The organism is Neisseria iguanae, from assembly GCF_003013245.1.
Taxonomy (GTDB): Bacteria; Pseudomonadota; Gammaproteobacteria; order Burkholderiales; family Neisseriaceae; genus Neisseria; species Neisseria iguanae.
Map to the genome: position 1 here is coordinate 1 of NZ_PXYY01000035.1, position 22,754 is coordinate 22,754.

Sequence of the window (22,754 nt, forward strand, 5' to 3'; positions counted from 1 at the left end):
GTGCGGCGGTGCCGACAGGCGGCTATCCGCTGGCGCAGGTGTGTGCGTGAGGCTTTGAAGCGCGCTGCCGGCTGTGCACTTGGTGATAATGGGGTAGGTCCCGGTATTTGAAGTCCGGTGTATATTCGGACAGTAAGAAAACTGAAGAAAACCGCACCTTTTTAGTTGGAAGGGGTGCCTGACTTTTGGGGTGCAGTTTATGTTTCAGACGGCCTTTTCTTTGCCTGCTTGGTAAATCTGTTACCACACCCAATAAAACATCGCTTTGGCAAAAAACACAATCAAGAGCATATGCGCGAATACTACCGCATGAATGTATTTCGACCAGCCCACGGTCAAGGTGCCGCGCGCCATTTTTACCACGGCAATGGCAAAATGCAGCAATACGTTGAATGCCAGCAATACTTTGAAAAATAACATAGTCCCGAAAGACGATGCAAACGGTTGGTGGAAAACGGGTACATAGCGTTCAAACACCATCACCAAGCCGGAAAGAAACAAAACAATCACCACCGGCGGCATCACACGCACGGCACGGTACGACATTGCTTTCTCCACTTCGCGCCGCGCCTCTCGTGACACGCGCTTGGTGTGCATGACCGACAACACCAGCATTTCAAAAAACACGCCACCGACAAAAGCAATCGCACAAAACAAATGCACAATATGTGCCACCGCATAAACACTCATCGCTGATTCTCTATTCTTCATAAAATTCTTCTAAATTTGCCGGCATAGTGTACACCCGTTGCAAAAGAAGTGCCACGCATAACAAAATTTTCTTAGTTTAAAGAGTCTTTACTTTTTTAAGATATTATTAAACCGAGTTTGTGCCATACTACCCTTGCAAAATCGAACAACAAGAATCCTTTCGGATTGGAGACTCTTATGAAATTTATGATTACCAAAACCGTTGCCCTGATTGCCGTTGCCACTTCTCTGAGCGCATGCGCCAGTATGTCGGCTTCTCAACGCAACACCGCCACCGGCGCAGTTGTCGGTGGCGTGGCAGGCAGCCTGTTGGGTGGCAATACAGCTTCTACTTTGGGTGGTGCGGCCTTAGGTGGCGTTATCGGCAGCCAAATAAACCGTTAATCCGGCCAAACAAAAAAGGCTGTCTGAAACTTCTCCAGTTAGTTTCAGACGGCCTTTTTTTATGGTTTTTCTTCTCTACACGCTTTATTGACCAACCGGCGCCGATTCTTCCGAACCTTCTTTTTTAAAACGCAACACTTCTTTTTTCAAAATCATTTTACCGATTTCATATGCGATGCGTTCGCTCGCGCCACGATGTGCCGACAGAAAGGCTTCGGCATTGCCGCCAAACTGCCTGCTTATTTCCGGATTATTCAAACATGCTTCGACCAACTTGAGCCATTCTTCCGCACTCTGAACCTGTTGCGCCGCACCAGCTTCTACCGCCAAAGCACACGCGGCAGCAAAATTGTAGGTGGAAGGCCCAAACAAAGTAGGCACACCGCAGGCAATCGGCTCAATGATGTTTTGGCAGCCGGTATCGACCAAGCTGCCGCCGACAAAGGCCACATCCGCGCTCAAATAATAGGCAAACAATTCACCCATGCTGTCGCCAATCCAAACTTGCGTTTGCGGCGCCACTAATTCATTATCGCTGCGTTTTTGCACCTCAAACCCCAAAGCCTTGGCGGTATCAGAGATTGTCTGAAAACGCTCGGGATGGCGCGGCACAATCACCAGCAATGCCTCACCGCGATATTGCTGCCATGCTTTCAATAATAATTCGGCTTCATCGGTGCCTTTGTGAACGCGCGTACTGGCGCACAACACTACCGGACGCCTGCCGATACGTTCCTGAAATGCCGCCGCCAACGCGCGCATACCTTCCGGCGGCGTGATGTCGTATTTGGTATTGCCGCACACATGCACATTCGATGCGCCGATTAAATGCAAACGCTCGGCATCAGTGGCGGTTTGGGCAAAGCAGCCGCTCAAAATCTGCATGGCCGGCGCCACCAAACGGCGTATTTTCAGATAGCCGTTTTGTGATTTTTCCGACAAACGCGCGTTCGCTAAAAACAGCGGCACGCCCTGCTCGGCGCAACTGTAAATCAAATTCGGCCAAATTTCGGTTTCCATCAACACACCGAAACGCGGCTTGTGTTCGCTCAAAAACTGCCCAATCCATTCCGGCTTGTCATACGGCAGATAGCGGCATTGCGCATCGGGGAATAATTCTTCGGCGGCGACGCGGCCGGTCGGCGTCATTTGCGTGAGCAGCAGCGGCGCAGCGGCAAAATAGCGGCGCAACGCCGTAATCAAAGGCTGTGCGGCGCGGGTTTCACCCACAGAAACGGCGTGTATCCAAATCGGCTCTTGCACCGGATTGTGCAAAGGTGCGCCAAAGCGTTCGCCCCAATTATCCAAATAAGCAGGCGATTTATCGGCACGCTTTTTCAGATAAAGACGAATCAGCGACGGCGCCGTTTTCCAAAGTTGTACGTAAAGCCAACGGTTTATCATGCTATTTCTACTTTGTGCTTGTCATTGTTTCGTCAATATTCTAGCTTATTTCACCGTAAACGGAAAACAAAAGCCGTCTGGAAACGGGAATCATAGGCTTTCAGACGGCCTGATGGATAAACTGATATTAACAGATTATTATTTTATCGAAAGGGTATCATCATACAATACCCAAGCATGTTTTTTGATGATAAATCCGGATTTACGGTGGAATCAATAAATAACGGGGACAAGGCGGCTTGCCGCAGACAGTACGGAACCGGTTCTGTTGTCACTTCAGCAGCTGACAAAATCATTCTCTTTGAGCTAAGGAAAACCAATACTGCCCCTGTTTAACGCTGTCCTTGTTTTTAGTGAGTTTGTATATTTTCAGACGTCCTGTTCTTCTTCCGATATTCCGTCCCTGCGCTCAAGCAGATAAGTACGCAGGCGTTGCAGTTCATACGTATCCAACCAACGGCGGCGCATGCGCTGCAACAAAATCACCAAGCCCGCTACTTCGCTGCGGGTGTTTGCCCCCAGCCATAAAAAACCCTGCCAATCAAACGGCAGATGTTGCGCCAGCTTTTCCAATTCGGGATTCGGACTGTTGTCGAAACGGATGCGGCGCGCGTAATGGCCTTTAATCAGGCGCACGGTCAAACGCAATTCACGCTGCAATCGGGCAAATTGGTGGTTGATGAGTTTGGCCTCGTCTTCGCTGATGTCGGGCTGCTGCAGTTTGGCCGACGTGGTCAGCAGCAATTCGGTGCTGTTGACGATTTTACGGTGCGCCAACTGCATGGACTCCATAGTCGGCTTGCTGATGTGGCTCTCCCCCGACATTGCATCCAAATGGCTACGGCTTTTGACCAAACGCGTATTAATCTGCTTCATTTTGATGCGGTTTTGCGCCAACCGTTCGCGCGTCATGCGTCGGCCGTTGCTGACCTCAGCGATGATGCGGCTGCACTCGGTGAGGTTGTCGGCCAGCATAAACCGCCACATCAAAGTCGAACGTAAAGGCAGCAATTTGGCCGCACCAATTGCAATCACTGCGCCAATCAACACGTTCAAGGCGCGCACCACGCCGCTGTCGAGCCAATCCAGACTGCTGTCGCCAATCAGCATACACATGGTCAAACCGGCCAGCATGGGCATATAACCATTTTTGCCGACCGCCGCCCAGCCCGATAGCGCGCCCAACACGCCCACTGCCATATAAAACAAGATTCCGCCGTGAAAATAATGCTGGTTCAGCCACAATACGCTCAAGCCGACAACCAAACCGATGACCGTGCCGAGCATGCGTTCCACCGCCTTGGAATAAATCGCGCCTTGAAACTGCAACATCCCCAACACCACAAACACTGTCATACCGATCCATTCACCGTGTTCGACTTGCGGCAAACGCGCCAGCAGCGTGGCGAATACCACCGCCAAACCCAAACGCACAGCGTGAATCAGGCGGCGGTAACGGTAGCGTTCGTAAGAGTTGAGCCAGCCTTCGGCAAAATGCGCACGCGCCGGCGCATGGCGGCGCGAAAAGGCGGAAGTTTTGAAGAAAGACGGTTTTTTGAATGTGAACGGGCGCATAAAGGTTTATTTTATTAGGTTGGGTTGTTGTTTTTAGGAGGATTGGGAATATTTTGGACCGTCTGAAACTGTCTCTGTCTTTGATGTCGGCTGCCCATTGTTTTTTCCAACGGCCTTTCTAGGGCGTGTTTTCATTTTATCATGCGGCATCTTTTCGGCATAAAACCCGTCTGCTGTGTTGAAAATGTGCGCAAGGTGTCCGACCTTGCTGTGCCGGCTGGTAAACCGCCTCTTTGAGTATCGCCTTGCATCTGCGCTTTTCTGCTTGAAAATGGGCAACGCAGACAAAATGAGAACACGCACCCTAACCAGCATACCGACACGATTCATATATCTACCATCGGCAGCGGATAACCGTGGCTGTCCACATCGGCAAGCACCAGCCACGGGGCGTGAATCACGTCTTTGGGCAGATGGGCGAGCTCGGGTACATGGCGGCGGACAAACGTACCGTCTGGGTCAAGCTGCTGCGCGGCGATAGTCGGATGGCGAACGCATGGCGCATGCAACGAAAGCAAACCGGCGACGGCCTGCCAGTTGCCGATATTGACTGCCTCATCATCGTCCAACTGGTTTTGAGCAAACCATCGCGCACCCTGCTGCCAAGGCTGTTGCAAAGTCAGGCACCAGAACTGCGCTGCGACCTGCCGCAGCACCGGCGGCAGCCAGCCGCTGCAGTAAAGACAGCGCATGGCCGCATCAATCAGCGGAAAGCCGGTTTTACCTTGGGTCCAGCGGCGGAAAAATTCCGCGTTGATAGCAGTTTCTTCTCTGGCTTGCTGCGCCATTTCAGGGTAGTGGAACATCCATTGCCGGTAAAAATCGCGCCGAATCAAATTATCCAGCCAAACATACGCACCGCGTGCGGCGGCTTCCTTTGCCAACACGCGTGGCGAAATGCAACCGGCGGACAGATACGCACCCAATTGCGACGTGGCTTTTTTGGAGGGAAAATCTTGCAGCAGCGGGTAACAATCCAATTGCAGTGCAAACTGCTGCCATTGCCGCCATGCCGCCTGTTCTCCGCCTTGCTGCATCAATGCGGTTTCTGGCATATCAGGAAACGGCGGTAAATCCGAAAAAGCCGTCTGAAAAGGAATATCCGTCTGTTCAGACGGCCTTTGCGCGGCAAAATACTGCTGAAATGCATGCCGCCAAGCCTGTTTGTAAGGAGTAAATTCGAGATACGGCCGGCCGTGTTCGCTCATAATGTCGGCCTTGGCGAAAACAGTGCGGTCGTTGAACCGCTCGAACGAAACGCCCAGCGTATCCAAAAGCCGCCAAATACGGTTGTCGCGTTTGGTTTCAGACGGCGTGTAGGCTTCGTCGGCCAATACGCTTTGCGCGTTCAGACGTTTCGCCAATTCGGGCAAGGCTTCAATGATGTCGTCCTGCACGGCAAACAGCGGAATTCCTTTGGCCGCCAGCGCTGCCGACAACTCCGCCGCCGCCTGATGGTGAAACGCGGTACGGCGCGGATTGGCGGTTTCAGACGGCATTTCCCAAGCATACGCGGCAGCCAGCGGCAAACCGCGCGTTAAAGCGTGTTGCAGTACGGCATTGTCGGATAGGCGTAAATTGCGGCGAAACCAAATCAAAGTGATTTTTTGCATAGCTCAGGCCGTCTGAAATAAAGGGATTAATTTTAGCAGAATTCGGTTTTTCCGAGTAAAAGATTGATTTGGCGAAACAAAAGGCCGTCTGAAAGGGGAAGTCCGTTTCGCTTTCTGCCTTTCAGACGGCCTTGAATCACATGGTTACCAATACAAAGCGATATTATCGCGGTGAATCAGCTCGTCTTCCTGCGCATAACCGAGTTTTTCATGAATATGATGGGAATCGGTTTGCAGGATTTTGGCGGTTTCGTCACTGCTGTAATTAATCAGGCCGCGGGCGATTTCTTTGCCGTTTTGGTCGAGAACCGCCACCAGTTCGCCACGGTGGAAACGGCCGTGCACGCCGATGCAGCCGACCGGCAGTAGGCTGGCGTGTTTTTCTGCCACAGCATGCGCTGCGCCGCTGTCGACGGTGATTTTGCCGGCAAGTTGGATGTGGCCGAGCAGCCATTTTTTGCGGGCGGTCACACGGCTGTGGGGACTGGTGAACAGCGTGCCGATGGATTCGCCTTTCTGCAGACGCAGCAAGACATCCGGTTCGCGGCCGTTGGCGACGACGGTAGCCGCGCCGCTTAAGGCCGCACGTTTGGCGGCGGTGACTTTGGTGTACATGCCGCCGGTACCGACGCTGCTGCCTGCCCCGCCGGCCATAGTTTCGAGTTCGGGACGGCCGGCTTCGATTTGGCGGATAAACCTGGCTTGCGGATTTTTGCGCGGATCGCTGTCATACAAACCGCTTTGATCGGTGAGAATGACCAGCGCGTCGGCATCGACAAGGTTGGTCACGAGTGCGCCTAAGGTATCGTTGTCGCCGAGCTTGATTTCGTGGGTAGTGACGGTGTCGTTTTCGTTGATAATCGGCACGATGCCTTTTCCGACCAAGGTCAGCAACGTACTGCGCGCATTGAGATAGCGGGTGCGGTTGCTCAAATCTTCATGCGTGAGCAACACTTGCGCGGTTTGGATGCCGTGGTAGGCAAACGCGTATTCGTAAGCTTGCGCAATGCCCATCTGTCCGACCGCCGCCGCCGCCTGCAATTCGTTAATCGCGGTGGGCCGCTTCACCCAACCCAAACGCTTGATGCCCTCGGCAATCGCACCGCTGGAGACGAAAATCACATGCACGCCTTTGGCTTTAAGCCCGGCGATTTGCGTCGCCCAACGGTTGAGCGCGATTTGGTCGATGCCTTTGCCTTCGGCGGTCACGAGGCTGGAGCCGACTTTGACAACGATGAGTTTGGCTTGTGACAGGTTTTGAAGGGTCATAACGGGGATTCCTGCGGATTAGACTGGGTCGGTGTGTTGCCGACGGATGTTTTCAGACAGCTTATTTGTCAAGGCCGTCTGAATATGTTACTGAACGTTACGCGCGTTCCAAAAATAACGCCACACGAAACAAGGAAACGCAAAAATCAAATACAGACACACGCTAACCGCGTAAAACTCCCACTCCTGCGGATGCACGTCACCGGCGCGTGATTCGAGCAGATAAGCCAGCGCGGCGGTGAGGCCGAAACCGATGGACAATTCGAGCAGGTGATGGCCGAAATGCTTTTGGGTCACGGGAATCACAGCCAAGAGTTTATGGGTTAAGAAAGGGGCGTTGGCGAAAATCAGTGCCAACAGCAACAGGATATACATGGATGCGGTCATTTTGCACTTTCGGTTTCAGACGGCCTGATGGTCTTGTTGCGCCGTCTGAAAAGATGGTCTGTTTTGCTTTGTCGGGTTAGCAATCCCGACCCGGTTTTTTTCAGACGGTCTGCGGACTTTACAAAACCCAGCCAAACTTAAAAACGACTGCCTGCCTGCGTGGGAATGGCGAATCATGGTTTTCGTCACATCCCAAAGCTTTGTAACGCCTTCAGGCCGTCTGAAAAAACATGCCTGCTATCTTAACAAAAAACAGCCACCTTTGCAGATTACCGTTGATTTTTTCACTGCGTTACAAGGTATTGTTCAAGGCCGCGGCGCACTGCGGCATGATGCCCCACAATAGCAACGGCAGCGCGTTGGCGGTTAACACGAATTTCACGGCGCAGTTGGCCGCCGGCGGGTTGGGCGTGTTCGGCTTCGTCAAAGTAAATGGTTTTCACCACGCGCAGGTAGTAGAACGCGCCAATCAAACTCATGATGACCGAAAATACCGACAGACCGACGTAACCTTGCAACAACAAGGCCTTAATTACGGCGGACTTGGCGTAAAAGCCCATCAGCGGCGGGATACCCGCCATGGAAAACATACACAACAGCATTAAAACGAATACCAAGCGTGACGTTGGTTCATGTCTGCCAAGTCTCGGATGGCTTCGCATTCGATGGTTTCGTTTGACAACACCATCAACACACCGAAGCCGGCTGCATCCATCACAGCATAAATAATCGCGTAATACAAACCGGCGGCATCCGCCATAAACGCCGGCAGGATAAAGTCCATATGCGAAATGGCAGAATAAGCCTGCATACGCTTGCTGAAACTTTTTGAGATAAGTAGGATAAGGTAAGCTGAGATAGGTTTTGGTGGGATTGAATTTTTATAACAGCGTTGCACTATATGCAATAAAAATGAACGGGCAGATTTTGCCCGTTTTTGTTTTTAAAGACCTGCCTTGAGAGATTCGAGGGTGATGTCAATGAGTTTTTTCTCGGCTCCATTTTGAAGTTGGCCACTACCGTTGATGGGGAGGTATGGTCTGGCCAGAATGGTGACTTTTCTGCCGCGTACGGCTTGGCTGCCGAGGTGGTGGATGGCGGCGTATTTTTTGTTGCTGCCGATTTGGGCAAAGTCATTGCCGACTCTGATTGAGATGCTGGCGGCAGATTGGCCGGTCAAACGCTGTATCAGTTTGAATTTAATCCACTATACTTATACTTGTACAGTTTTGCTCGTTTTCCTTGTCCCTTTTTAAATTTATTTGGCTGTCGTTCCTAGGTCGGAACATGTTCAAATGCACCCTGGTCGGTACATCTTTTTAACGGGCATCTCCGTAATCGAAGGTTGCGGTAAATTCGTGCTCACTGCCGGCATCATCTTTGCATGTGCCGCCTTTGATATTTAACCCAACGCTTGTATTGTCTTACATACCACTAAATTCTACATCTTTTGCATAAACGGAACATTTGACTTCAAAAGAACTTTGCAAATTTTCACCATTCTAAAACCAAATGGTTCCCTGTTGTTTCAGCATGTCCGGTCACAACGATACGCTACTGTTTAGGTTAGTTGCCAAAAGCGGTATAAACGTTTACGGAACCATCATAGATAGCTTCATTCTCATTTACAGCAGGTAATCCTTCTTGGAAGCCGTTGTTTCGGATATTGCTTCAGTAACATTGCTTGCAGCTGTCCCTATAGAGCTTGAGGCAAATTTTATTTAGGCTTCTTTGGTGGTTTGCTGTCTGCAAACAGCTAAAAAACATGACAATACCAAAAGGCTAAGGATCAAATATTTGTTCATGACTATTCTTTGAAATATAGCTCAATAAACTTACAAACAGTTCAACAATTTACATACAAATACTGCGGAATCTTGAAATTATCTGTCTTTTTTACTGCCTACTTTGGACTATACGTCCAAATGCAGATGATAAATATTGCGCCAACCTATAATTAACGTCCTATTTTTAAATGATTTGACTATACATTTGGTTATAGAACGTTAAATTTCAAACTACTGATTCTTTTTCAGACGGCTATCACCCAATCCTTTTAAATGGCGGTAAACAAGCTAATAGTTGCTGGCCGTATCTTTGTGTTTTTATGCGGTTGTCTAAAATGGTCACGCGGCCGTAGTCTCGCTCGGTGCGGATTAAACGGCCGACGGCTTGGACGAGTTTGATGCTGGCTTCAGGTACGGTGATTTCGATGAAGGGGTTACCGCCACGCTGCTCAATCCAGCGGTTTTGCGTTTTTTCTATCGGGTTGTCGGGCATGGAAAACGGCAGTTTGGCAATGATGACCTGCACGCAAGCTTCACCCGGCAAATCAAGACCTTCGGCGAAGCTGTCGAGGCCGAAGATGATACTGGCTTTGCCTTCATCCAAGGCTTGATAATGGCGTTGCAGCAGCATGGTTTTGGGCAGTTCGCCCTGGATCAGCAGCAAAGGCAAGTATTCTTCGGGCAGGCGCAGGGCGACATCCTGCATTTGTTTGCGCGAGGAAAACAGAACCAGTGTACCGATGGCTTGGTCGGCGGCAATCAGCTTGGGCAGCCATTCGACAATGGCGGCGGTGTGAGCATGAGGGTCTTTCGGGCTGGCGTAAATCGGCGGGATATAAAGTTCGCCTTGTGCTTCAAAATCAAACGGGCTTTGCAGCGCGAGGGTGGTAGTTTGAGGAAACCAAATCAGGCCGGTTTGGCGCAGCAGCAGGTTGAAATTGCCCAAAGATTGCAGGGTGGCGGAAGTCAACACGGCACCGGCAGCGCGACGCCAAAGGTTGTTGGCAAGATGGTTGGCGCTGCTGATGGGGCTGGCATTGAAAATGTAGTCGTTTTTATCGTCCACGCGGCGGGTAATCCATTTGGCCAGCGGCTCTTCTTTTTCTTTCGGCACGGTGGAAAACAAATCCCACACTGCGCCGATTTGTTCGATGCGGGCGACAAACAGGCCGAATTCGCTGCTTAAGCGATCGACCAATGCACCGTCTTGCTCTTTTTCGCGGCGGCTGGCGGACAAGGCGTCGTTGAGGGCGTAAACGTGTTTCAGCAGGCTGCGCGCAGCCATGCCAGTGTTGGAAACCAACAATTCCAAATCTTCAGGGATTTTGCCGTCTTCCCATAGCCAGACCGGTTCACTGCTTTTGCGGCTGGTATCATGGTTGTATTCACCGGCGTTGAGACCGAGTTTGGGTTCTTCGACAAGATGAAACTGCCATTCGTGCAAGCTGTCGAGCAGCGACACAGCGGCCTCATCAGCCAAATCCTCCAGCTCGGTTTTGTCGGTGAGGGTGGCGATTTTATTGGTGATTTGCGGCAGTTTTTCTAAAGTCCACACAGCGGTATTCCACGAATGCTCGGCAGAAAACTGGCTCAGAGCTTTTTTCGGCAAGTGGTGCGCTTCGTCTATACAGTAGAAACTGTTTTCCGGCGCAGGCAGAATCACGCCGCCGCCCATGCTGATGTCGGCCAGCAGCAAATCATGGTTGGCGACAACCACATCAACCGTTTCCAGCGTATCGCGTGCCAGATAAAACGGGCATTCGGCACGATTGGGACAAGCAGCTTTCAGGCAGCTGTGGCGGTCGTTGGTGATTTTGAACCACAAACTGTCGTCAATTTTTTCCGGCCAGGTATCGCGGTCGCCGTTGAACCGCCGCGCGGCAAATTCGTCGGCCAGTGTGCGCAACAGGTCGATTTCTTCTTTTTTCGGTTTGCTGTCCCACAACACGGTCGGTGCTTCAAAACCGAGCAGGCTCTGCTGCGCGTTGCCCTGCGTAAGCTGGTAGAGTTTGTAAGGACAGAGATAACGGCCGCGCCCTTTAGCCAAGGCAAAACTGAGTTCCAAACCGCTTTTTTCCACCAAAAACGGCAAATCCCGATTGACCAGCTGCTCCTGCAAAGCTACGGTCGCGCTGCTGACAATCAACCGCTTGCCCCTCGTTTGCGCCATAACCCCGCCCGCTAGCAGATACGCCAGCGATTTGCCGACACCGGTCGGCCCCTCAATCACGGCAATGCTCTCCCCCTCGCGTTTGGGCACGTCGCCACCGTCTTCACGCGTCAACGTGCACGAAAACGCATTGGCTACCACCGCAATCATCTCCCGCTGCGCCGCGCGCGGACGGAAATCAGGCAGGTTTTTGCCGATGTTTTGATAGTGGTCGCGGATGGCGTTTTTTTCTAAATCGGTGAGCATGAAGGCTGTCTGAAAAAGAGGAAGGGAACGGGCTATTTTAGCATTTTTTAGGAGCAGGATTGTGGATAGGATAAAATTATGCCGTCTGAAATGGGATTTCAGACGGCATGATTCAAATCCTTCCTGTTGCCTGTATATAAACTATTTTTTTATCCCGCTTGCCTATGCTGATTACGGTAACAATATCGTCCTGCACCTGATAAACCAAACGGCAACCTGCCCGCTTGAGCTTGATTTTGTAGCAGTCGGGCAGGTTGTACAGTGCCGATTTAGTACAGCCCAAAATATTTTGCTATATAGATGATATTTATACTAAAACCATAAATGTCGATGAAGACTGCATTCAAGCACTTCTCGATTGTGGTGCAGAAAAAGTCATTTTATATACCATTGCCCGTACAAAACATAAATTTGAGCATCCTCAAAAATGTTGTCAAAACACCCCTAATGTAATTCCTGAAGAAATTCGTAATTTTTTTGGCTCCTAGAGTTACAATACAATAAATATCATACAGAAAGTTTGAAATGAAATATTCTGAAAACGTACTGAATATCCTGACCACTAAAACCTTTAAAAGCATTGGCGATGCGTGGGTTAACAAACACCTAAAAACCGCCCTATCTTATGAAGCTATTGTCGAATTACTAAAGGTTAGTAGCAAAGACCCTGTAAGTGAAGAAGCATTTATTGCCCGAAGAGATGCCATTGAGAAACAAATCAATTTGTTGGGTAATTATTGTGATGGTGCTGTTGCAATTGGCGATACCTAGTTCCCAATTTATCGTAGCGAAGTGAAAAATGCCGACAGACCTAATGTTTTATTTTATCGTGAGGACTTAAACTTACTGAAATCAAATAATTTAAATATTGCGGTAATCTAGGTTTTAAATCCAGATGCAGATACAGAAGCTGATTAAAGAAATGTCGTTAGCCATTTTGTCAGTCAAAATGCCGTAATTCTCAGCGGGCTGGCTTTAGATTGCGACAGTATTGCCCATCATGAAACCGTAAAAGCCAACGGTGCAACTGTTGCTATTCTGCCTAGTACCTTAGCTAAAATTATTCCTTCTTAAAATAAAGCTTTAGCTGATGATATTATCGCATAAAGGTGGTTTATTGATTACCGAATATTATAATGATGCCAAATCTAAAATGCCGTATGAAAACTTTGTTTTTCAGACGGCATTTTTTGTTTTGAAATATCAGGATTCTCAAGCAGCGTGCGTATGGTACGCCGCGCCAAAACCCGCGCGCGGCTAACCGTACCTACCTCAGACGGCCTTTCAGCTATCCCCCCAACTCTTCTAACACCGCCTGTCCGTATAACGCCAGTTTCTCTTCATCTACCCCGTGTATCACGCCCAATTCGTCCAAATTCTGCGGCATTTTGGCGGCGATGGCGCGTAGGGTAATTTTGCTGAAAATCTGGTGGTTTTCCAGCTGATTGGCGCGGGCGGTGCGCTCTGTCCATTCGAGCAGCAGGCGCATGCGTTTGCGCTGGCTGTGGATTTCAGATGGCACATCATCAGCATAGGGGGAGCAGACCGATAAAATATCGGTGGCGTATTTGCTGATACGCACTTCGCCTAGGCCGTATATGCCCTGCAGATCCAAATCGGTTTCAGGGGTAAAGCGCACTAAGTATTCCAGCACGGCATCGGTGCAGATTTTGCCTGCGGCGCAGCCTTCGTTTTCGGCTTGTTTGCTGCGCCAGTTTTGCAAGGCTGTCCAGAGTTGCTGTTCGCGTTCGTCTTGCGGTTGGAATGTGGTAACAGCGATTTCAGACGGCATGGCAGGATTTTCGGCGGCGGCATGGCAGGTATCAAGCAAGGCCAGGCCGTATTTTTGGATTTTGGCTTCGCCCAAACCGTAGATGTCGTGTAATTCTTGCAGCATTTGCGGCATTTTTTCAACGATGTCGCGCAGGGTTTTGTCGCCGCATATGACATAAGCCGGCACTTCTTCTGCTTTGGCTTTTTCCATGCGCCATTTTCGTAAAGCTTGCCAAATACGCTCCTGGCGCTCGGTGCGCAGCCATTCTTCTTTCGGTTTTTGCGTGGCGGCTTTATCGCGTTTGAGCGGACGCAGCCAGACTTCTACTTCGCCTTTTAATACTTTGCGTGCATAGCTGGTGAGCTGCAAGGATTGGTATTGCTGGGTATTGACGGTGAGATAACCTAGGCTGGTGCATTGACGGATAACGCTGCGCCATTCTTTATCGGTGAGGTTGTTGCCAATGCCGAATGTGGATAACTTATCGTGTTGGTTGCGCTGAATCCATTCTTCGCTTTTGCCACGCAAGACGTTGGTGACGTAACTGGCAGCAAAGCGTTGGCCGACACGGTACACACAGCTCAACAGCTTTTGCACCAAGACCGTGCCGTCAAAACAGGTCGGCGGATGCAGACAGTTGTCGCAATGGCCGCAAGGTTGTGAAGTTTCGCCGAAATGGCGCAGCAGCAAGACGCGGCGGCATTCTGTGGTTTCACACATTGACAACATGGCATCAAGCTTTTGCATTTCGACTTGTTTTTGCGCTTCGTCGCTGTTGCCTTCGGCAATGCGTTCGCGCAGCAGCACCCAATCATTCAAGCCGTAACACAGCCAGCTGGCGGCAGGCAGGCCGTCACGCCCCGCTCGGCCCGATTCTTGGTAGAAATGTTCGATACTTTGCGGCATATCAAGATGGGCAACAAAGCGCACATCAGGTTTATCAATACCCATACCAAAAGCCACCGTCGCCACCACGATTACGTTGTCTTCGCGAGTAAAGCGGCGCTGGTTGGCTTCGCGCGCATCCATGCTCAATCCGGCATGATAAGGAATGGCTTTCAATTCGTTGTCACACAAAAACTGCGCCACATCTTCGACTTTCTTGCGGCTTAAACAATACACTATACCGCTTTGTCCGCTCATTTGCTTGTGGATAAAATCAAGCAGCTGTTTTTTACCGTTGTTTTTTTCGATGACTTGGTAATAGATATTCGGGCGGTCAAAACTGGCGATATATTCGGGCGATTGTTCCAGTTGAAGATAATGCTTGATGTCGGCTCGTGTGGCGGCATCGGCGGTGGCAGTTAAAGCAATGCGTGGGACCTGTGGATAACGTTGCGCCAACATGCCGAGCTGCCGGTATTCAGGACGGAAATCGTGCCCCCATTGGCTCACACAATGTGCTTCGTCAATGGCAAACAGACTGATTTTTTGTTGGTCAAGAAAATGCAAAAAGCGGTCGGTAACCAAGCGTTCCGGTGCGACGTATAAAAGTTTCAGGCGGCCTGAAGCAAGCTTATCGGCAATCTCATGTGCTTCATCACCACTGGTGCTGCTGTTAACGCTGGCCGCTTCAATACCGGCCGCGTGCAGGCTGGCGACTTGGTCATTCATCAGTGCAATAAGCGGCGACACGACTATTGCTACGCCATCGCGCATCAAAGCCGGAATTTGATAACATAAAGATTTACCGCCACCGGTGGGCATCAATACCATCAGACTTGAACCTTGAACCAAAGTATTGACCACCGCTTCCTGATTGCCGCGAAATTCGGGATAACCGAATACATCGTACAAAATTTGTCGGGCTGTCGGCTGGCTCATGATGCATCCGTTTGGGTAAAAAACCTATTTTAACGGTTTTATCCACTGCATGCATGGCCTGTTTTTCCTCAACGGATGTCGTCCAAAGGTAAGGTTTGCAAAGCCGGTTTACTTCTCCTTGATTCTTCACGCATAATAGCGGTGATTGATTCAAGAATGAGGAAAATATGAATATTCAATGGTATCGCTTCGGCATAGCTGCTTCTTTGGCATTAATTTTGTCCGCCTGTGCTTCATCTGGCAGCTCAAGCAGTGGCAATTGGCAAAACATCGGAACCACATCCAACGGTAATATTAAAGTTACTGTGGATAAATCCAGTATTAAGAAAAACGGCCAATTGGTTACTTTCCGCGACCGCAAAATAATTTCAAAACTTAGTGAAGAAAAATTTGCCAACACACCGGCGTATAAAACAGCATTGGCGGATTGGGAAATTCATTGTGCCAACAAAACCTACCGCCTGACGGCCTTGCAATTGCTCAATGATCGCGGCCAAACCATCACCAATCAACGTTACACCGCCACAAATTTGCGTCCAATGAACGTGACGAATGGCTCGATTACCGAAAAACAATATGAATTAGTGTGCGGTAAGAGTCTTTAATCCCCAAAATTATCCACAATCAAACAGGAGGTTTGAACATATCTTGCGTTGGCACTATCTGTTTTTATAATTGTTTGATTTTAATAAATTTATCAGCGCAAACGTTTGCCGGTTTCACTATCAATAATTTGGCTTGGCATTTTCTGTCGCCCGATTAAGCCGCAAACAATCCACACTTTGTGCCCGAATTGTCTTCTGACTTCGCGCTCGGTTTTACAAGCACGTTTTCCGGCACAGTTGCAGGAAGTGGAAACCAATGGCGTATTCAACACCTGACACAATCGGCGAGCACCGGCATGGTCAGGTACGCGTACGGCTAATTTTTGCCGTCCTTTACCGCGCAAGAGCGGCAATATGCTTGCTTCAGACAGTAGTAAAAAGGTTTTCGGGGCAGGCCATGTTTGCTGCAACAATGTTTGCATGTGTTCAGACGGCCTTTTTAATAAAGACTGCAATTGCGCCAATCGGCTGCCAATCACAATCATACCTTTGTTTTGCGGTCTTTTTTTCAAATGAGTCAGCCGTTTCAGTCCTTGCATATGCTTTGGCAGGCAGCCCAAACCATAACAAGATTCGGTCGGATAAGCCACAATGCCGCCTGATTTCAAATGTGCTGTTAATTTTTTTTGATTGGCAGCAGACAAAATTCGCGGAAATGGTTTCATGATAATTTTCAATAAAGAATAAAGGCCGTCTGAAAACAAAATTCAGATGACCTGAAGTGTAAAAAATTCCAGCGTTGTATACACTTTTTATCTGAAAAAAGATCTGTTTTGGGATTTTGCCGCTCAATTCTTAAAAATACCTAAAAATCCTAAAACAATCGTTTCGGCAAAAACAAAAGCGGTTCCACACCAACACTGTCAACAGCCTAGCCTTTTCTAACACATGAGGCCTTTGCAAAATTCGTAGATTTGAGTAAGGTTCAAAGCGGCAGCAACAGAGAACACGCAGACATATCATGAAGATAGACAATCGTTAGGGAAGCACCACAAGAACAAGAAGAAGCATGCCAAAGATAGAGATTTTATAAAGGCCTCAAGATTTTTTGATCTGCTGATTAGCGGTTAACCGCTTTATCGGCAATATCTTTGCGGTATTGCATACCGTCGAAGCTGATTTTTTCCAAAGCTGCATAAGCCTTGGCTTTAGCTGCCGCAACGCCATCCCCTAAACCGACCACACATAGCACACGGCCGCCGTTGGTAATAATTTGGTTTTGTGCATTGACCGATGTACCGGCATGAAATACTTTACCGATTTGGTCAGCCTCGTCCAAACCGGAAATCACATCACCTTTTTTCGGCGTTTCTGGATAATTTTCCGTTGCCAATACCACACCGACAGCCGTTTGCGGATTCCATTGGGCAGAGACTTCATTCAACTTGCCGTCAATCGCGGCTTCCACCAAACCTACCAAATCGGTATTCAAACGACTCATAATTGGCTGGGTTTCCGGATCGCCGAAACGGCAGTTGAATTCGATGGTATAAGGTGCACCGTTTTTATCAATCATCAAACCGGCATACAAAAAACCGCTAAACGGATGGCCTTCAGACTGCATACCTTTAATGGTTGGCAAAATAATTTCGTTCATGACGCGTTCGTACACAGCTTGAGTCACCACAGGTGCCGGGCTGTATGCCCCCATACCGCCGGTATTTGAACCTTGGTCGTTATCCAGCAAACGTTTGTGGTCTTGGCTGGTGGCCATCGGCAAGACATTTTCACCGTCTGCCATCACAATAAAACTGGCTTCTTCGCCTTGCAGAAAATCTTCAATCACCACACGGGCACCGGCATTGCCCATTTTATTGCCAAGCAGCATATCGTCAATCGCGGCATGGGCTTCATCTGAAGTGAGGGCGACAATCACGCCTTTACCGGCTGCCAAACCATCGGCTTTAATCACAATCGGTGCGCCTTTTTGGTTGACATAATCATGCGCCGCTTTAGCGTTTTCAAAGGTTTGGTATTGCGCTGTCGGAATGCCGTATTTGGACATGAATGCTTTGGCATAGTCTTTCGAGCTTTCCAGCTGCGCTGAATATTGGGTAGGACCGAAAATTTTCAGACCTTGTTCACGAAAGTCATTCACCACACCTGCCGCCAATGGTGCCTCCGGACCGACAACGGTAAACGCAATATTTTCTTTCTTACAAAAATCAATCAGATCGGCATATGCAGTTAAGGCTACGTTTTTCAGCTTTGGTTCAATCGCCGTCCCTGCATTACCGGGTGCCACAAATACGGTTTCTACACGTTCAGATTGTGCCAGTTTCCACGCCAATGCATGCTCGCGGCCGCCACTGCCAATAACCAGCAATTTCATGCTTTCTCCTTAATAACCATTGAGTTATGAATCAGGTTAAATTTGGATTATAGCCGATATTCACGCGCTTAAACAGCTTTAAATATGAATGATACAAAGTTTACAAACATGCAAATACTTCATAAAAATGCCGTCTGAAAGATTCAGACGGCAAGTTAAAATGCTTCTGCCAGATTCACATCAATTTGTCGGGTATGCTGCCATGCCGCCACACAGGCTTCATAGTTTGCCAAAGGCAGGCGTACAGTCAGTTTGCAATCCAGCTGCAAATTTTGTTCGATAATATCGGCTTGGTATTGCCTGGCAATTCGAATCGCATCGTTTAATACGGGATATTCACAACGAATCCAGACCGTTTTTTCGATGTTCTTCTCAACAATCTCCGCAATTGCCAAGGTTTCAGCTGTTGCTGTTTTGTAGGCATGAATCAAACCCGGAACGCCCAATAAAGTGCCGCCAAAATAGCGTACCACCACCACCAAAATATTGGTTAAACCTGCCGAATCAATTTGACCAAGAATCGGCCTGCCTGCGCTACCTGATGGTTCGCCATCATCATTCGCTCGAAACTGCAAACCATCCATACCCAAGCGGTAGGCATAGCACCAATGTCGCGCTTTATGATGTTCTTCACGCAAGGCATCGACATACGGCTTGACTTGGTCGACGCTGTGTATCGGATAAGCATAGGCAATAAATCGGCTGCCTTTATCTTTGATTTCGGCTTGCGTGTGTGCCGCAATGGTGGAATAAGTCGTTCTGGTCATGTTTATTCTGGAAAAATTTCAGACGGCCTTTTTATTCATTAAGCTGTCTGAAAATGTTTCACGTGAAACGCTTTAATTTCTTAAAGCTTTGGTTAATTTCGGTACGATTTCAAACAAATCACCGACAATACCATAGTCTGCCACATTAAAAATCGGTGCATCGGTATCTTTATTAATTGCCACAATTACTTTACTGTCTTGTATACCGGCAACGTGTTGAATGGCACCGGATACGCCAATGGCAATATAAAGCTGCGGCGCAACCACTTTACCGGTTTGTCCGACCTGCAAATCATTCGGCGCATATTCAGCTTCTACCGCTGAACGGGAAGCACCGATGGCTGCACCTAATACATCTGCCAACGGAGTCAAGATTTGTTTGAAGTTTTCTGCGCTGGCCAACGCACGTCCACCGGTCACCACCACATTGGCTTGTGTTAGATCAGGACGGTCAGATTGTGTCAATTCACGCTTCACAAAGTGGCTGATGTTTTGTGCTTCAAGCGCATCTACATTCACCACTTCCGCGTTACCACCAGCGACAGCAGCTGCTTCAAAAGCCGTGGCGCGGAAAGTCAGTACCAATTTTTCAGACGGCGTTTGCACCATTTCAAATGCATTTCCGGCATAAATCGGGCGAACAAAGGTTTGTTTATCTACAATTTCAGTCAAATCCGAAATTTGCGGTATATCTAATACTGCAGCCACACGAGGCATCAGGTTTTTACCAAACGCGGTGGCAGTGGCTGCAACATAGCGGTAATCCGCGGCTAACTTCACCACTAAAGGTGTCAATTCTTCTGCCAAACCTTCAGCATAATGCGGTGCTTCGGCCACGCATACTCTGACCACACCGGCAATTTGTTTGGCTTCATCGGCCACGGCCGCCACACCGTTACCGGCCACCAGCAAATGGACTTCGCCCAACTGAACAGCCGCTTGCACAGCATGTAGGGTAGCGGGATTTAAATGCTGGTTATTATGTTCAGCAATCACTAATACGCTCATTTTTCCGCTCCCTTAAATCACTTTAGCTTCGTTTTTCAATTTTTCGACCAATTCGGCCACGTTGGCAACTTTCACACCGGCTTGACGTGCTTTAGGCTCCAATACCTTCATCACATTCACACGCGTGGCTGTATCCACATTCAAATCGGCCAAGGCTACTTTTTCTAATGGTTTTTTTTTGGCCGCCATGATATTCGGCAATTTCACAAAGCGCGGCTCGTTTAAACGCAAATCGGCACTAATCACTGCCGGCAATGTCAAGACAACCACTTCTTCGCCACCGTCGATTTCACGGGTCACGACCACTTTGTCGTTACCTAATTCCACTTTGGAAGCAAATGTCGCTTGCGGCGCATTCAATAAAGCCGCCAGCATTTGCGCAGTTTGATTGGCATCATCGTCAATCGCCTGTTTGCCCAGCAACAAAATCTGCGGATTTTCTTTATCAGCAACGGCCTTCAGCAATTTTGCGACGGCCAAAGGCTCTAGTTTAGTATCCGTTTCAATATGAATAGCACGATCAGCGCCCATTGCCAATGCAGTACGCAAAGTATCTTCACATTTTTTCTCACCAATAGAAACGGCTACGATTTCGCTGATTTTTCCGGCTTCTTTCAAGCGTACGGCTTCTTCTACGGCGATTTCGTCAAACGGATTCATCGACATTTTCACATTACCGATGTCTACATCCGAACTGTCGGCCTTCACACGGACTTTCACGTTGTAATCAACCACGCGTTTTACTGCGACCAATGCTTTCATTCCATACTCCTAAATAGGGATTTCAAAAATTATTCCGATTAAACCGGCGGGCCGGCCGGTGGCCTTATTTGACGGATTTGTGTTTCAGACGGCCTTGTTATTTTTCTTTGGCGGACACGCATTCTATCAAGACACGATAAACTTTCTCTACTGCCGGGATTTGCGCTACATTGCCCACATTTTGCGCCCACGGCGACACCTGTACGCCGGTTCTCACCGGATCGGTATCGGTGTAAATACCGACCACTGGTTTATCCAAAGCATTGGCCAAGTGCAGTAAACCGGTATCCACGCCAATCACACCCACTGCTTTATCCAACAAATCAGCAGCCTGCAATAAATTTATTTTGTCGCATACCACGACAAATGGCAGATTGGCTGCTATTTTTTCAGCGCGCGCTTTTTCTGTAGCATTACCCCAAGGCAGATATACGCTGACATTTTGTTCGATATTCAATTTCTCTGATAAAGCCACCCAATTTTCAGACGGCCATAATTTACTGTCGCGGCTGGTAGCATGCAAAGCCACATAATAGGGCATTTGCAAACCATTCAAACGGCCGGCTTCGGGCACAACCAAACCGAATGACTGCTCTTCAGGCATGGTATAAGCAAACACTTGGGCAAATAAGGCACGGTTGCGCCAAACGGCATTTTTACCTTTAGCAACGGCAAATTTTTGCTGATACAAGTACCCTGCCCAGCTTTCGCGCGCGCTGTGTTTATTCAAACCATAAATCGGCACATTGGCCATTCTGGCAAACAACGCGCTTTTTATCAGCCCTTGGCTGTCCAACACAAAATCAAATTGCTCTTGTTGTAAAGCTTTTTTTAGACGGTCTATTTCACACCATGTTTTCGCTTGAATCAGGTTTTTGCGCCAATACCGCCATTTCATCGTATGCACTTTTTTCACAAACGGGTGCAAACGGGCAATATCGGCAAAACCAGCTTCAGTCAACCAATGCAATTCTATATCCGGACGTTGTTGCGCCAAATCTTGTACAGCAGGCAAGGTATGAATCAAATCGCCCATACTGGACAAACGGACAAGCAGGATTTTCATAAGTAGTGATGTTTCACGTGAAACATTACGCGAAACAATAATAACTATTTGATTTTTAAAAATTAAATTTAAAATAACAAAACGAGCATAATAAAAAGCGGATGAACTGCTGTCTCAGCTGCTTTTTCCGGCAAAATTAACCTGCGTATTATATCAAATTCATGCCCGATTTAGGACTTATTGTTGTGATATGATGCGATTTTCTCTCTAATCACCCACCATGTCTTACACCATCGAAACTATTGCCCGCGTACATTCTCCCTACAAACAAAAATTCGGCGTAGCGCGCCAGCCGGGTTTGGTACCGGCGGCAGAAGTCTGCATTGAATTGCAACCCGAATTTCATGCCAACAGCGTGCATGGTTTAGAAGCCTTCGGCTACATTTGGGTCAGCTTCATTTTTCATGGCGTGTTAGGCGAAGGCTGGTCGCCATTGGTGCGTCCTCCACGCTTGGGCGGCAAACGAAAAATGGGCGTTTTTGCCACACGCAGCCCGCATCGGCCCAACCATCTCGGTTTATCGTTACTCAAGCTCGAGCATATCAAAACCGACAAAACCGTCAAACTCTATTGCAGTGGCGCCGATTTGCTTGACGGCACACCGGTAGTGGACATCAAACCCTACATTCCGTTTGTCGAAGCCAAGCCCGATGCGATCAGCGGATTTGTCACCGGCAAGCCGCAAGAATTGAATATTGTTTGGCAAACCGAAGCCATGCAAACCAAATTATCCACAAAACAGCGTGACGTGATTGCGCAAAGCATTGCCCAAGACCCGCGTCCTGCCTATCAAAACATTCCCGAACGCGTGTATGTAATGAATATCTTGGATTATGAAGTGAAATTTCAAATTCAAGAACAAACGGCTACCATCATCGGCATTTCCTTACATCAAGCATAAACATACCAAATTTAGGCCTATTGGACATTTGGGATGATTTTTCATCTTGGCCGTATCCGGCATCCCCGATTTCCTGTCCCGTCCAAATGCGGACAAAAGGTTCAAATTACGTTTCAGGCTGTGATACGCACTTCCCGGCTTCTTACACGGGTGTACCACGGCTTCTTTC

Annotated in this window: 20 protein-coding genes and 2 pseudogenes; 6 read left to right on the forward strand and 16 right to left on the reverse strand. The window is 48.7% G+C overall.

All coding sequences use genetic code 11. The annotated features are described in order from the left end of the window. Positions 1-240: 240 nt before the first annotated feature. On the reverse strand, positions 241-690 hold the full coding sequence (locus tag C7N83_RS06810) for a CopD family copper resistance protein (RefSeq protein WP_106741551.1): 450 nt from the start codon (positions 688-690) through the stop codon (positions 241-243). Between the two features lie 198 nt (positions 691-888). Between C7N83_RS06810 and C7N83_RS06815 the strand changes: the two genes are divergently transcribed. Beyond that, complete coding sequence (locus tag C7N83_RS06815; protein WP_106741553.1) at positions 889-1,095, forward strand: glycine zipper 2TM domain-containing protein; 207 nt, start codon at positions 889-891, stop codon at positions 1,093-1,095. 84 nt (positions 1,096-1,179) lie between these two features. Here the strand turns inward: C7N83_RS06815 and waaA are convergent, their stop codons facing one another. The 8 genes and pseudogenes from waaA to dinG all read right to left on the reverse strand — a co-directional run bounded on the left by waaA (position 1,180) and on the right by dinG (position 11,546). Continuing rightward, the gene (gene waaA, locus C7N83_RS06820; RefSeq protein WP_106741554.1) at positions 1,180-2,499 is read right to left on the reverse strand and encodes a lipid IV(A) 3-deoxy-D-manno-octulosonic acid transferase; all 1,320 of its coding nucleotides are present in this window, start codon (positions 2,497-2,499) and stop codon (positions 1,180-1,182) included. A gap of 369 nt (positions 2,500-2,868) precedes the next feature. Further along, complete coding sequence (locus C7N83_RS06825) at positions 2,869-4,074, reverse strand: FUSC family protein (protein WP_106741556.1); 1,206 nt, start codon at positions 4,072-4,074, stop codon at positions 2,869-2,871. 326 nt (positions 4,075-4,400) lie between these two features. Then, positions 4,401-5,687 (reverse strand): FAD-binding domain-containing protein, encoded by a 1,287-nt coding sequence (locus C7N83_RS06835; RefSeq protein WP_106741559.1) that lies wholly within the window; start codon positions 5,685-5,687, stop codon positions 4,401-4,403. Positions 5,688-5,831: 144 nt separating this feature from the next. Next, on the reverse strand, positions 5,832-6,956 hold the full coding sequence (gene proB, locus C7N83_RS06840; RefSeq protein ID WP_106741561.1) for a glutamate 5-kinase: 1,125 nt from the start codon (positions 6,954-6,956) through the stop codon (positions 5,832-5,834). 87 nt (positions 6,957-7,043) lie between these two features. Further along, positions 7,044-7,343 (reverse strand): DUF2818 family protein, encoded by a 300-nt coding sequence (locus C7N83_RS06845; RefSeq protein WP_106741562.1) that lies wholly within the window; start codon positions 7,341-7,343, stop codon positions 7,044-7,046. Between the two features lie 284 nt (positions 7,344-7,627). Next, positions 7,628-8,154, reverse strand: a pseudogene (locus tag C7N83_RS06850) (proton-conducting transporter transmembrane domain-containing protein). Positions 8,155-8,286: 132 nt separating this feature from the next. Continuing rightward, the gene (locus C7N83_RS06855) at positions 8,287-8,523 is read right to left on the reverse strand and encodes a phage virion morphogenesis family protein (RefSeq protein WP_245911162.1); all 237 of its coding nucleotides are present in this window, start codon (positions 8,521-8,523) and stop codon (positions 8,287-8,289) included. An 863-nt stretch (positions 8,524-9,386) separates the two neighbouring features. Then, positions 9,387-11,546 carry an ATP-dependent DNA helicase DinG gene (dinG, locus tag C7N83_RS06860; protein WP_106741566.1) on the reverse strand — a complete coding sequence of 720 codons (2,160 nt, stop codon included), beginning with the start codon at positions 11,544-11,546 and terminating at the stop codon, positions 9,387-9,389. Positions 11,547-11,800: 254 nt separating this feature from the next. On the opposite strand from dinG, the gene C7N83_RS15200 reads away from it, so the two are divergent. From C7N83_RS15200 to C7N83_RS16960, 3 genes and pseudogenes are all read left to right on the forward strand, one after another. Beyond that, positions 11,801-12,034: a hypothetical protein gene (locus C7N83_RS15200; protein ID WP_211296601.1), complete on the forward strand. Its 234-nt coding sequence runs from the start codon at positions 11,801-11,803 to the stop codon at positions 12,032-12,034. Between the two features lie 37 nt (positions 12,035-12,071). Further along, positions 12,072-12,317: a hypothetical protein gene (locus C7N83_RS06875; RefSeq protein ID WP_106741569.1), complete on the forward strand. Its 246-nt coding sequence runs from the start codon at positions 12,072-12,074 to the stop codon at positions 12,315-12,317. A gap of 162 nt (positions 12,318-12,479) precedes the next feature. Further along, positions 12,480-12,620, forward strand: a pseudogene (locus C7N83_RS16960) (DNA-processing protein DprA); the annotation flags it as partial. 214 nt (positions 12,621-12,834) lie between these two features. Here the strand turns inward: C7N83_RS16960 and recQ are convergent. Further along, positions 12,835-15,144 (reverse strand): DNA helicase RecQ, encoded by a 2,310-nt coding sequence (recQ, locus tag C7N83_RS06885; protein WP_106741571.1) that lies wholly within the window; start codon positions 15,142-15,144, stop codon positions 12,835-12,837. Positions 15,145-15,311: 167 nt separating this feature from the next. Between recQ and C7N83_RS06890 the strand changes: the two genes are divergently transcribed. Next, positions 15,312-15,749, forward strand: coding sequence for a surface-adhesin E family protein (locus C7N83_RS06890; RefSeq protein WP_106741572.1), 438 nt, complete (start codon positions 15,312-15,314; stop codon positions 15,747-15,749). Positions 15,750-15,841: 92 nt separating this feature from the next. Here the strand turns inward: C7N83_RS06890 and C7N83_RS06895 are convergent, their stop codons facing one another. The 6 genes from C7N83_RS06895 to waaC all read right to left on the reverse strand — a co-directional run bounded on the left by C7N83_RS06895 (position 15,842) and on the right by waaC (position 21,684). Further along, positions 15,842-16,414, reverse strand: a complete 573-nt coding sequence (locus tag C7N83_RS06895; RefSeq protein WP_106741574.1) for an L-threonylcarbamoyladenylate synthase — start codon at positions 16,412-16,414, stop codon at positions 15,842-15,844. Positions 16,415-16,809: 395 nt separating this feature from the next. Continuing rightward, the gene (gene purD, locus C7N83_RS06900; RefSeq protein WP_106741575.1) at positions 16,810-18,081 is read right to left on the reverse strand and encodes a phosphoribosylamine--glycine ligase; all 1,272 of its coding nucleotides are present in this window, start codon (positions 18,079-18,081) and stop codon (positions 16,810-16,812) included. Between the two features lie 155 nt (positions 18,082-18,236). Beyond that, the gene (locus C7N83_RS06905) at positions 18,237-18,848 is read right to left on the reverse strand and encodes an IMPACT family protein (protein ID WP_106741577.1); all 612 of its coding nucleotides are present in this window, start codon (positions 18,846-18,848) and stop codon (positions 18,237-18,239) included. Between the two features lie 72 nt (positions 18,849-18,920). Further along, positions 18,921-19,856: an electron transfer flavoprotein subunit alpha/FixB family protein gene (locus tag C7N83_RS06910; protein WP_106741579.1), complete on the reverse strand. Its 936-nt coding sequence runs from the start codon at positions 19,854-19,856 to the stop codon at positions 18,921-18,923. A 12-nt stretch (positions 19,857-19,868) separates the two neighbouring features. After that, positions 19,869-20,618, reverse strand: coding sequence for an electron transfer flavoprotein subunit beta/FixA family protein (locus C7N83_RS06915; RefSeq protein WP_106741580.1), 750 nt, complete (start codon positions 20,616-20,618; stop codon positions 19,869-19,871). A 97-nt stretch (positions 20,619-20,715) separates the two neighbouring features. Further along, positions 20,716-21,684 (reverse strand): lipopolysaccharide heptosyltransferase I, encoded by a 969-nt coding sequence (gene waaC / locus C7N83_RS06920; RefSeq protein WP_106741582.1) that lies wholly within the window; start codon positions 21,682-21,684, stop codon positions 20,716-20,718. A 220-nt stretch (positions 21,685-21,904) separates the two neighbouring features. Between waaC and tsaA the strand changes: the two genes are divergently transcribed. After that, positions 21,905-22,585, forward strand: a complete 681-nt coding sequence (gene tsaA, locus C7N83_RS06925; protein WP_106741584.1) for a tRNA (N6-threonylcarbamoyladenosine(37)-N6)-methyltransferase TrmO — start codon at positions 21,905-21,907, stop codon at positions 22,583-22,585. The last annotated feature ends 169 nt before the right edge of the window (positions 22,586-22,754 follow it).

Excerpts from the sequence above, each read along its gene's own strand:
- purD (WP_106741575.1), bottom strand. The coding sequence starts at position 18,081 with ATGAAATTGCTGGTTATTGGCAGTGGCGGCCGCGAGCATGCATTGGCG.
- C7N83_RS06835 (WP_106741559.1), bottom strand. The coding sequence starts at position 5,687 with ATGCAAAAAATCACTTTGATTTGGTTTCGCCGCAATTTACGCCTATCC.
- C7N83_RS06875 (WP_106741569.1), top strand. The coding sequence starts at position 12,072 with ATGAAATATTCTGAAAACGTACTGAATATCCTGACCACTAAAACCTTT.
- C7N83_RS06910 (WP_106741579.1), bottom strand. The coding sequence starts at position 19,856 with ATGAGCGTATTAGTGATTGCTGAACATAATAACCAGCATTTAAATCCC.
- C7N83_RS06845 (WP_106741562.1), bottom strand. The coding sequence starts at position 7,343 with ATGACCGCATCCATGTATATCCTGTTGCTGTTGGCACTGATTTTCGCC.
- C7N83_RS06890 (WP_106741572.1), top strand. The coding sequence starts at position 15,312 with ATGAATATTCAATGGTATCGCTTCGGCATAGCTGCTTCTTTGGCATTA.
- waaC (WP_106741582.1), bottom strand. The coding sequence starts at position 21,684 with ATGAAAATCCTGCTTGTCCGTTTGTCCAGTATGGGCGATTTGATTCAT.
- waaA (WP_106741554.1), bottom strand. The coding sequence starts at position 2,499 with ATGATAAACCGTTGGCTTTACGTACAACTTTGGAAAACGGCGCCGTCG.
- C7N83_RS06815 (WP_106741553.1), top strand. The coding sequence starts at position 889 with ATGAAATTTATGATTACCAAAACCGTTGCCCTGATTGCCGTTGCCACT.
- recQ (WP_106741571.1), bottom strand. The coding sequence starts at position 15,144 with ATGAGCCAGCCGACAGCCCGACAAATTTTGTACGATGTATTCGGTTAT.
- C7N83_RS06915 (WP_106741580.1), bottom strand. The coding sequence starts at position 20,618 with ATGAAAGCATTGGTCGCAGTAAAACGCGTGGTTGATTACAACGTGAAA.
- C7N83_RS06905 (WP_106741577.1), bottom strand. The coding sequence starts at position 18,848 with ATGACCAGAACGACTTATTCCACCATTGCGGCACACACGCAAGCCGAA.
- C7N83_RS06895 (WP_106741574.1), bottom strand. The coding sequence starts at position 16,414 with ATGAAACCATTTCCGCGAATTTTGTCTGCTGCCAATCAAAAAAAATTA.
- proB (WP_106741561.1), bottom strand. The coding sequence starts at position 6,956 with ATGACCCTTCAAAACCTGTCACAAGCCAAACTCATCGTTGTCAAAGTC.
- C7N83_RS06825 (WP_106741556.1), bottom strand. The coding sequence starts at position 4,074 with ATGCGCCCGTTCACATTCAAAAAACCGTCTTTCTTCAAAACTTCCGCC.
- C7N83_RS06810 (WP_106741551.1), bottom strand. The coding sequence starts at position 690 with ATGAGTGTTTATGCGGTGGCACATATTGTGCATTTGTTTTGTGCGATT.
- tsaA (WP_106741584.1), top strand. The coding sequence starts at position 21,905 with ATGTCTTACACCATCGAAACTATTGCCCGCGTACATTCTCCCTACAAA.
- dinG (WP_106741566.1), bottom strand. The coding sequence starts at position 11,546 with ATGCTCACCGATTTAGAAAAAAACGCCATCCGCGACCACTATCAAAAC.